This is a genomic window from Faecalicoccus sp., from assembly GCF_036552745.1.
Taxonomy (GTDB): domain Bacteria; phylum Bacillota_I; class Bacilli_A; order Erysipelotrichales; family Erysipelotrichaceae; genus Faecalicoccus.
In genome coordinates, this window is record NZ_JAXKBY010000128.1 from 1 (window position 1) to 8,621 (window position 8,621).

At 39.9% G+C, this 8,621-nt stretch carries 6 protein-coding genes; 1 reads left to right on the forward strand and 5 read right to left on the reverse strand.

The window, feature by feature from the left end:
• Positions 1–148 precede the first annotated feature (148 nt).
• The 5 genes from U0M88_RS06315 to U0M88_RS06335 form a co-directional block, all read right to left on the reverse strand.
• Complete coding sequence (locus U0M88_RS06315) at positions 149–1,555, reverse strand: DUF438 domain-containing protein (protein WP_331869258.1); 1,407 nt, start codon at positions 1,553–1,555, stop codon at positions 149–151.
• A gap of 98 nt (positions 1,556–1,653) precedes the next feature.
• Complete coding sequence (gene iadA, locus U0M88_RS06320) at positions 1,654–2,784, reverse strand: beta-aspartyl-peptidase (protein ID WP_331869259.1); 1,131 nt, start codon at positions 2,782–2,784, stop codon at positions 1,654–1,656.
• Between the two features lie 31 nt (positions 2,785–2,815).
• Positions 2,816–4,285, reverse strand: coding sequence for a 4-alpha-glucanotransferase (malQ, locus tag U0M88_RS06325; RefSeq protein WP_331869260.1), 1,470 nt, complete (start codon positions 4,283–4,285; stop codon positions 2,816–2,818).
• 330 nt (positions 4,286–4,615) lie between these two features.
• A complete protein-coding gene (locus tag U0M88_RS06330) occupies positions 4,616–7,147 on the reverse strand; it encodes a heavy metal translocating P-type ATPase (protein ID WP_331869261.1) in 2,532 nt (843 codons plus the stop codon).
• Positions 7,148–7,157: 10 nt separating this feature from the next.
• On the reverse strand, positions 7,158–7,454 hold the full coding sequence (locus U0M88_RS06335; protein ID WP_331869262.1) for a metal-sensing transcriptional repressor: 297 nt from the start codon (positions 7,452–7,454) through the stop codon (positions 7,158–7,160).
• A gap of 94 nt (positions 7,455–7,548) precedes the next feature.
• Between U0M88_RS06335 and U0M88_RS06340 the strand changes: the two genes are divergently transcribed.
• A complete protein-coding gene (locus tag U0M88_RS06340) occupies positions 7,549–8,172 on the forward strand; it encodes a lactate utilization protein (protein ID WP_331869263.1) in 624 nt (207 codons plus the stop codon).
• The last annotated feature ends 449 nt before the right edge of the window (positions 8,173–8,621 follow it).

The following is an 8,621-nucleotide window of genomic DNA, read 5'->3' on the forward strand; positions in this document are numbered from 1 at the left end:
ATAATCCATCAAATGGAAAGTTACATGTTTGGTTAAAAATGATTGAGTATTTGTAGTCATAAAGAATACCTCTTTTCTGACTACAATATAAAATCTAATTTGACATTATTTATGCCATATCACCAAATTGTCGGTATAGCGTTTTCTTTTACTTCGTCTGTTTTAAAAAATGTTCTTTGGCAAAATCCATTTCCTGTACAAATTCTCCGGTTCCAACATAGTCTCCGTTCGCATCACGAATGGCCATATATCGTACCAGTACCGTTTTGCCCATCTTTTCCATCCATACATCGACCGAATCTTTTCTTCCATTTCTGAAATCATCGATGATCTTACGAACCATCGGTTCGATTTTAGGCGGGTGGCAAGAAAAAACTTCTCGATCGATTGCCATATTCGGTCGTTTAAACAATTTATAACCTTCATTAAAATACCGATTGATATTTTGTTCATCGACAAAGGAAATTTCCATAGGGATCGTATTCAATAACGCTTGCAGTTGTTTTGGATTCATATGCCCACTCGGTAAAATGATTTCCTGATCCTGTAACTTCATTTCCCCCTGTTTTGTTCGAGCTTCTTCCCAAACCGGGATGGTATCCATAAGACATGGTTCATAGCCTAATGAATCTTTATAAATCTGCTCCCATTCATCTTTTGTGAAGTTTTCGGCACATAAAGAAAATAAAATATTGTTTTCTTTATAGATCATCTCCTGCGCTCTTTGAATGGTGTTTAGATACGTTTCTTTCCAATCCGCATCCATCGTTGGATTTTTAGCTAAACGGCGAAGCTGATCACGAATTTCATCATCCACACCCCACATGACATCTGATGGACCTGATATACCATAACGCACCTTTAATAATGGATATAAAAGATCTCCCTTTTTCGCATAGTGAATGGAGATATCTCGAAGCTGGTTCAACAACTCCAAGGTTTCTTTGGCATTTTCTATCTGTTCCTGTGCCTTTTCTAAAAGCTTGTCAATATAGACATTTTCTAAGGCAAACGTAGAAAGAGGATGACCGGGAATGGCAATCAGTGTATCCGCCTTTTGGTGATGTAGCGAATCCTCTACCGCTTGTTCGGCCTGATCGATTTTTTCCTGTCTTGTCGCTCCGTGAAACAGAGCGGAATGTACATCACAAAGCTGCTGCACTTCCCAGTAAGGCACACCGGACATGATCATTTCCTGCTCGGCCTGCATGATTTCAGAAGCATCCACTTCTTTAAAGTTGTGCACAAAGTCAGCACGTACACTTTCTAAGTCTTCTCCTTCATTCAATCGTTGGATATAACTTTTTAATAAAGCCTGACGATCCACATAACCTTCTACTTCAAAGCCGGCTTTCTGTAAAGCATCAACGATCAACTTTAAATCAATCCCTTTGATTTTGGCGCCATTTAAAAGTGTCATGACACGTCCTGCCGTCTGCATGGCAGTTGGTTTAGTAATCTCGGTAAATCCCAGTCGAAATAAAATATCCTTTACTTCCGGATATTGCGTACAGATTTCAAATACACTTTTCTGTAAATCAATTTTCTTGTCCATAAATATTCTCCTTGTATTCTTATTCATATTATAGGAGAACTAGAATATAAATCACGTTGTTTGAACAACAAAAAGATTAGTTTTCTCTAACAGTTGATCTAAAACATCTCTTTGGTCAATAATTTTCCATTTTTCATCACAATATTGCCCTGTGCAATCACTGTATCTAAGTTTAAATCTTTATCCCACAACAGAAGATCGGCATCACTGCCCTTTTGAATCACGCCTTTTTTTGGATAAAGCTCTAATGCTTTGGCAACATTACGACATCCTAACGCCAAGGCATCCTCCATGGACCAGTTTTTCTGTTTGACCAGATAGACGATCTGTTTATATATCGTATCGACATCCGATACGCCGATTTGTAAAAGATTTCCCCGGGCATCATATTTTGACCAGCTGCCCTGGCCATCAGAACTCAAAGTCACCTGATCCATACAGACACCTTCTTCCTTAATTTTCATCAATGCCTGATATACACCTTCTGTAGAATCGCAAGTGATATCGATCGTTCCCCCTCTTTTCGCAAAACTGATGGCTTGTTGTAGTAAGGCGGGATTACGATTGACATGCGTCGGTTGAAATGTCTTAATAGGAATCTCTGTTTGATCCAGAATATCCATTACCATTTGTAAGCCTTGTTTCTCATCGCCTAAATGCAGTGTCAAAATCCCGGCTTTTTTTGACAACATGCCCGCCACGCGAACATCACTTGCCAGATGCATCAATTCTTCAAACGTAACATGACTGGATCGATGATCGGATAAGGCCAGTTTGCAGCCGATGATTTCTTCAACAAATACAATATCTTTTTGAACCGAATCTGTAATCGTAATGCTGGGATATCCGTAAGCACCTGTCATACAATAGACAGATATCCCCTGATCCTTTAAGCCCTTTGCCTTGGCAACTAGATTCTCGACACTTCGTGTGATCCCATCGGTTCCTAAAAGGCCAACGACTGTCGTTAATCCACCGTGAATCAAACGGGATGCCGTCACTGCCGGTGCCTGTGTACAAAAGCCACCTTCACCACCGCCTCCGGTGATATGTACATGACGATCGATCAGTCCGGGCGTTAGTATTTTACCGGTCGCATCGATACAATCTATACCATCTATGATCGGTAGAGTCTTACTTACCACTTCAATTTTTCCACCGGCGATCCATACATCCTGGATGCCTTTATCTTGTGGTGCATATACATGTGCATTTTTAATTTGTAACATACGAACATCCTTTCATAAAAAAGACACAGATCTAGCGACCTGCATCGATGATCCATGGCTTTGTTTTTAAAAGCTCCTGTGGAAATGTCTTAAAATCTTTTAGTTTCCATGTCCAGTTATGATCACTGACCGTTCCCGGAAGGTTGATCCTGGCTTCTTCTTTATAGCCGCAAATATCCCAAATCGGTAAGATCGCAAGATCTGCTTTTGTATCCAGCGCATAATGACAAACAATGTCATAAAACGCCCGTTCCGTATAGCCTCTTTTCTTAAAGAAGCGGCGTAAACTGATGCGACGATTCGAATCATATTTTCCATATTCTTCCATAATCGTTCCATTATCATGCGTTCCGGTATAAACGACCTTATGCTCTGGCAATGGTTTTCTTAATAGCTTGGATTCCATTTTAAACAACAAAACTTCCATACCCGGAATATGATTAGCTTCAGCCAGCTCGGTCACTTCTTTTCGAATAATGCCCAGATCCTCGGCAATCAATTCTACATTTGGACATGCCTTTTTGATCGCATCCAAAAGCTTTTGGGCCGGCCCCAGCACCCATTCTCCTTCAATCGCCGTCGGACAGGAAACCGGGATCTTCCAATATGTATCAAAAGCACGGAAATGATCGATTCGTACTTTATCAAAGTATCGAGCAGTCCATCGAACTCTGTCACACCAGAATTTAAAGCCATCTTTTTCCTGTGCCTCAAAATCATAGATTGGCATACCCCATCGTTGCCCTGTCTCGCTGAAATAATCCGGTGGACAACCTGCCACAAATTCCGGCTTGCCATCTTTATCCAACAAAAAATACTCCTTATTGCCCCATACATCGGCACTGTCATAATCGACATAAAAAGGAATATCTCCCATGATCTCTAATCCTTTTTGATGGGCATAGTCAACAACTTCCTGAAATTGTTTATAAAAGACAAACTGTAAAAAGCGATAATAGTCCATTTGATCTTGATAATCTTCCAGATCAATATCATGTTCCTCTAAGAAATTGCGGTATTCTTCATCCCATTCATTCCAGGAAGCTCCCTCATGAAGTTCATGAAATAATTGGTAAGTTACCCAGTCATCCAGCCAAAAGGCTTCTTTTAAGAACAAATCATATTCACTTTGAAACAAATCTATATTTTTCTTAAAGGCTTTGTAGGCACGTTCAAAATATTTTTCTTTAAATTCTTTTACTTGTGGATAATCCACAAAATTTTTAAACTTATTACAATTGATCACCGAGCTTTGGGTCAAAAGTCCCCACTCACTCAAACGGTCAATGTTGATATAGATAGGATCGCCGGCAAAACTGGAAAGTGTCTGATATGGTGAATGCGTAAATCCCGTCACCTGTAACGGCAACATCTGCCATATCTTATATCCAGCTTCCACGATACAATCGATCATTTTTAATGTCTTTGCCCCAAAGTCTCCAATGCCCTGATTTCCCGGCACAGAAAACAACGGACATAGAAGGCCTGCCTTTCTGTCCATATTTTGTAACCCCTTTCAATACGTCAATTCTAACACATTATAAGCCATTTTGGGGTAAGAAAAACAGGTTTTTTTTAACTTTGTACAGCTATGTATATTTACATAATATAAATGTAGTTCATTTATTTACATATTTATAAATTTATAAATATTATGAGTCAAAGAATGACAAAAAGTGAGCTTGTACTTACCTGTTCTTATATGTATGCACTATATAAAACTCATGATTTCTGATAAAGAATCGATGGTGTAATCCGCTTTTGAAACATCAAATTTCTCACAAAAAAAGAATCTTGCTCGAATAAATCAAGAAGATTCTCTTTATCATTCTTACTCTACTGATACAGGTGTATATCCTGCATCTTCAACCGCTTTTTTCAGAATATCCTCTTTTACATCGGTTTCCATTTCGATCTTAGCCGATCCACTCTCCAAATCTACAACCGCTTTGGTAACACCGTTTACATCCTCCAAAGCTTTTTTTACATGAGCTACACAATGTTGGCACATCATTCCTTCAATTTTCATTGTTTTTGTCATTTTTTCTTCCTCTACTTTCTTTTCTTGTTGTTTTGTTTCTTGAATTTCCATTACAATTTCTGGTTTAAACCAACGTAAACGTAAGGCATTGGTACATACACAAACAGAGCTGAGCGACATGGCCGCACTTCCGATCATCGGCGATAAAAGCCATCCAAAGAACGGATAGAAAATACCGGCAGCTAATGGGATTCCTAACGCATTATAGAAAAATGCCCAGGACAGATTCATGTGAATATTTCGAATCGTTTTTCTGCTTAAATCGATGGCTGTATTGACATCCAGTAAAGAGCTTTTCATCAATACAACATCGGCACTGTCAATCGCAATATCCGTACCATTACCAATCGCAATACCGATATCTGCCCGCATCAATGCCGGTGCATCGTTAATACCATCACCAACCATGATGACCTTGCGCCCCTGTCCTTGCAGAGTGCGAATGACATTTTCCTTATCGGTTGGCAACACATCACTAATTACTTCATCCACCAACAGCTCTTTGGCAATTGTCTGAGCTGTTTTCTGATTATCACCCGTCAACATCACCACATGCATTCCTTTTTCTTTGAATGCTTGAATGGCGGCCTTACTTGTTTCCTTGATCGTATCGGCTACATTGATCCAACCGATCACCTTTTGTTCCTGTACAAAGATCAATGGTGTCCAGCCCTTACCGGCGGCTTCTTCAATCGCATGTACGATTTCATCTGTAAACACAACACCTTGTTCCTTACAGAATTTATAGTTGCCGGCCAATAGATGCTTTCCCTGTACCACACCTTTGATTCCTTTGCCACTGATGGATTCAAACTGATCAATCGGCAGTAAATCAACTTTATTTTCCTGGGCATAGTCGACTACAGATTTGGCCAAAGGATGTCCGCTGCCTACTTCCAAACTGGCTGCTAAAGCTAGAAACTGCCTTTGATCCAAATCGGTCACAACTTGTTGCACACTAGGCTTTCCACTGGTAATCGTCCCGGTCTTATCTAATACGATCGTATCCATATAAGCCATATTTTCCAAAGCTGCTGCATTTTTGATCAAAATACCATACTCTGCCGCTTTCCCGGTCGATACCATAATGGCAACCGGTGTTGCCAACCCCAGAACACATGGACAACTGATTACTAGAACGGCTACCGCATTAGACAAGGCAAACTCAAAAGTTTGGCCCGCAAGAATCCATACGATTCCTGTGACGATCGCAATACCAATCACGATGGGAACAAAGATTCCGCTAACTTTATCCGCCACACGAGCAATCGGTGCTTTGGAGTTTCCGGCTTCATCCACCAGCTTAATGATTTGTGCCAATGTCGTATCTTGTCCGACCTTAGTTGCTTCAAAGATAAAAGAACCATTCTGATTCAAAGTGGCTGATATAACTGTATCTCCAACTTCTTTATCCACCGGTACACTTTCTCCGGTGATAGCACTTTGATCCAAGACTCCATTACCGGAAAGAATCGTACCATCTGCCGGAACTCGATCTCCCGGACGAATGACAACATGATCATGTGGCATCAGTTCACTGGCTAAGATCATCTTTTCTTTGCCATTGCGAATCACACATGCATTTTTTGGACTTAGATCCATCAACTTATCCAACGCATCGCCCGTTTTTCGCTTTGATCGAGATTCCAAATATTTTCCTACACTTACTAACGTAACGATCATGGCAGCCGACTCAAAATACAACGCATGCATGGAATGATGTACCATCATCATATCACTATGTCCAAATCCATAAGCCATACGATATAAAGCGTATAATCCATACACAAAGCTGGCCCCGGAACCAATGGCGACCAAGCTGTCCATATTCGGTGCCTTATGAAACAAAGACTTAAAACCATGAATGAAGAAATGTCTTTGAATGCATAAGATCAACATAGAAATTAACACCTGACTCAAGCCGGAAATCATCGCATTTTCTTCACCGGACAAAATAGGCAGTCCAAGCATCGGCCCCATCGCAATCAACATCAAGGGGATCAATAAAAGAATTGAAACCAAAAGTCGATGAAACGAAGCGTCTTGTTCTTTTTTCGCATCCACTCTTTTTTGATCCCACTCTTCTTTAAATGATGTATTCTCTTGTTTTGCCCCTTTTTCTCTTGCCACATATCCGGCACGTTCCACCGCATCACAAATCGCTGCAGCATCCGTTTTTGTTTCATCATATTCCACACGCATAGAGTTTGATAATAAAGAAACATCTACATGATCCACTCCATCCAGCTTGGAAACGGCCTTTGTGACATTGGCCTGGCAAGCTGAACATGTCATTCCTGTCACATCAAACTGTTTTTTCATCGACATCCCTCTATTTCAATTTTTTAACTAACATCATGACTTCTTCCATGACCTCCGGATCTTCCTCCTGTACTTTTTCTCGCACACAAGTTTCCAGATGATCATGAAGGATCAAATAGCCTAAAGACTGTAAGGCACTCTCCAATGCCGAAACCTGAATCAAAATATCTCCACAGTAGCGTCCTTCATCTAACATTTTTTCAATACCTGTGAGTTGCCCCATCATACGATGCAGACGATTTTTTAACATTTTCACTTCCGCCTGGGATCGCGGTGTATGTTTTTTATGTTCTGTATTTTCTATCATTTTCATCACCTCTTGTCAGAATTATATACCTATATAGGGTATGTATCAAGTCAAATGATGCGCTATAATATCAATAGAACAAGGAGGTAGAATCATGAATCCTAAACAACTATCTTTTCAAAATACAGCACAAACCATCATCAAAAATTTAAGCAAACGCAATATGCAGGGCTACTATTGTGCTACAAAAGAAGAAACTCTGCAAAAAGCGTTACAGCTGATACCGGCTAAAAGCGCAATTGGCTGGGGCGGTTCTATGACTTTAGAAGAAATCGGACTTTTGGAGGCGATTAAACAAGGTGATTATACTGCCATCGATCGAACACAAGGTGATCCAAAAGAACAGGCTTCTAAGATATTTCTGGCGGATTATTTTTTAATGAGTACCAATGCGATCACTTTAGATGGAGAATTGATCAATATTGACGGAAGAGCAAACCGCATCTGTTATCTATGTTATGGACCGGAGCATGTATTGATCGTTGCCGGTATGAATAAGGTTGTATCCGATATAAAAAGTGGCATAAAGCGTGTCCGTAATATGGCAACACCGCCAAACACCACTAGACTTCATAAAGATACACCTTGCGCTAAAGTAGGACGATGCATGGATTGCCTGGCACCCGACTGCATCTGTAATCAAGTTTTGGTGACCAGAAGAAGCGGACAGGCGGATAGAATTTCTGTCATTCTTGTAGGTGAAGAATTAGGATATTGATTCTTTATAAAGAAAACACTATTCGATAAAGACATTTCAATACCTGGAACATGTAAAATAGGGTATCCAAATTTTCTAGGAGGCTAGAATCTAGGGGACAAATTAGGGGGATGTAAAGAGAAACGAATTTAGGGGACTGGATACCATCGTTATTGCCGTCCTGAATTCTTTCTCTTTTTTTATGATTGAATCCTTACTGTATATAATGATTTCGTTATGTTCATTGTCTTTAAACAGGAGGTATATGAATAAACAATAACGAAAATATTTCTATTTCTAAGCTTTTGGCTCTTCTTGATATTCAAGAAGATGATTCTTTTACCATTACAGATTGTGAATTGGTCGATGAAAATAAATATCTGCATATCCAAAAGAAACTGGAACCGATGTACTGCCCCCGTTGCGGTTCAAGAATGCATTCAAAAGGTTTCTATACCCGTAAACTCAAT

Coding starts and splice junctions, on each gene's coding strand:
- U0M88_RS06340 (WP_331869263.1), top strand. CDS start 7,549: ATGAATCCTAAACAACTATCTTTTCAAAATACAGCACAAACCATCATC.
- U0M88_RS06335 (WP_331869262.1), bottom strand. CDS start 7,454: ATGATAGAAAATACAGAACATAAAAAACATACACCGCGATCCCAGGCG.
- malQ (WP_331869260.1), bottom strand. CDS start 4,285: ATGGACAGAAAGGCAGGCCTTCTATGTCCGTTGTTTTCTGTGCCGGGA.
- U0M88_RS06330 (WP_331869261.1), bottom strand. CDS start 7,147: ATGAAAAAACAGTTTGATGTGACAGGAATGACATGTTCAGCTTGCCAG.
- U0M88_RS06315 (WP_331869258.1), bottom strand. CDS start 1,555: ATGGACAAGAAAATTGATTTACAGAAAAGTGTATTTGAAATCTGTACG.
- iadA (WP_331869259.1), bottom strand. CDS start 2,784: ATGTTACAAATTAAAAATGCACATGTATATGCACCACAAGATAAAGGC.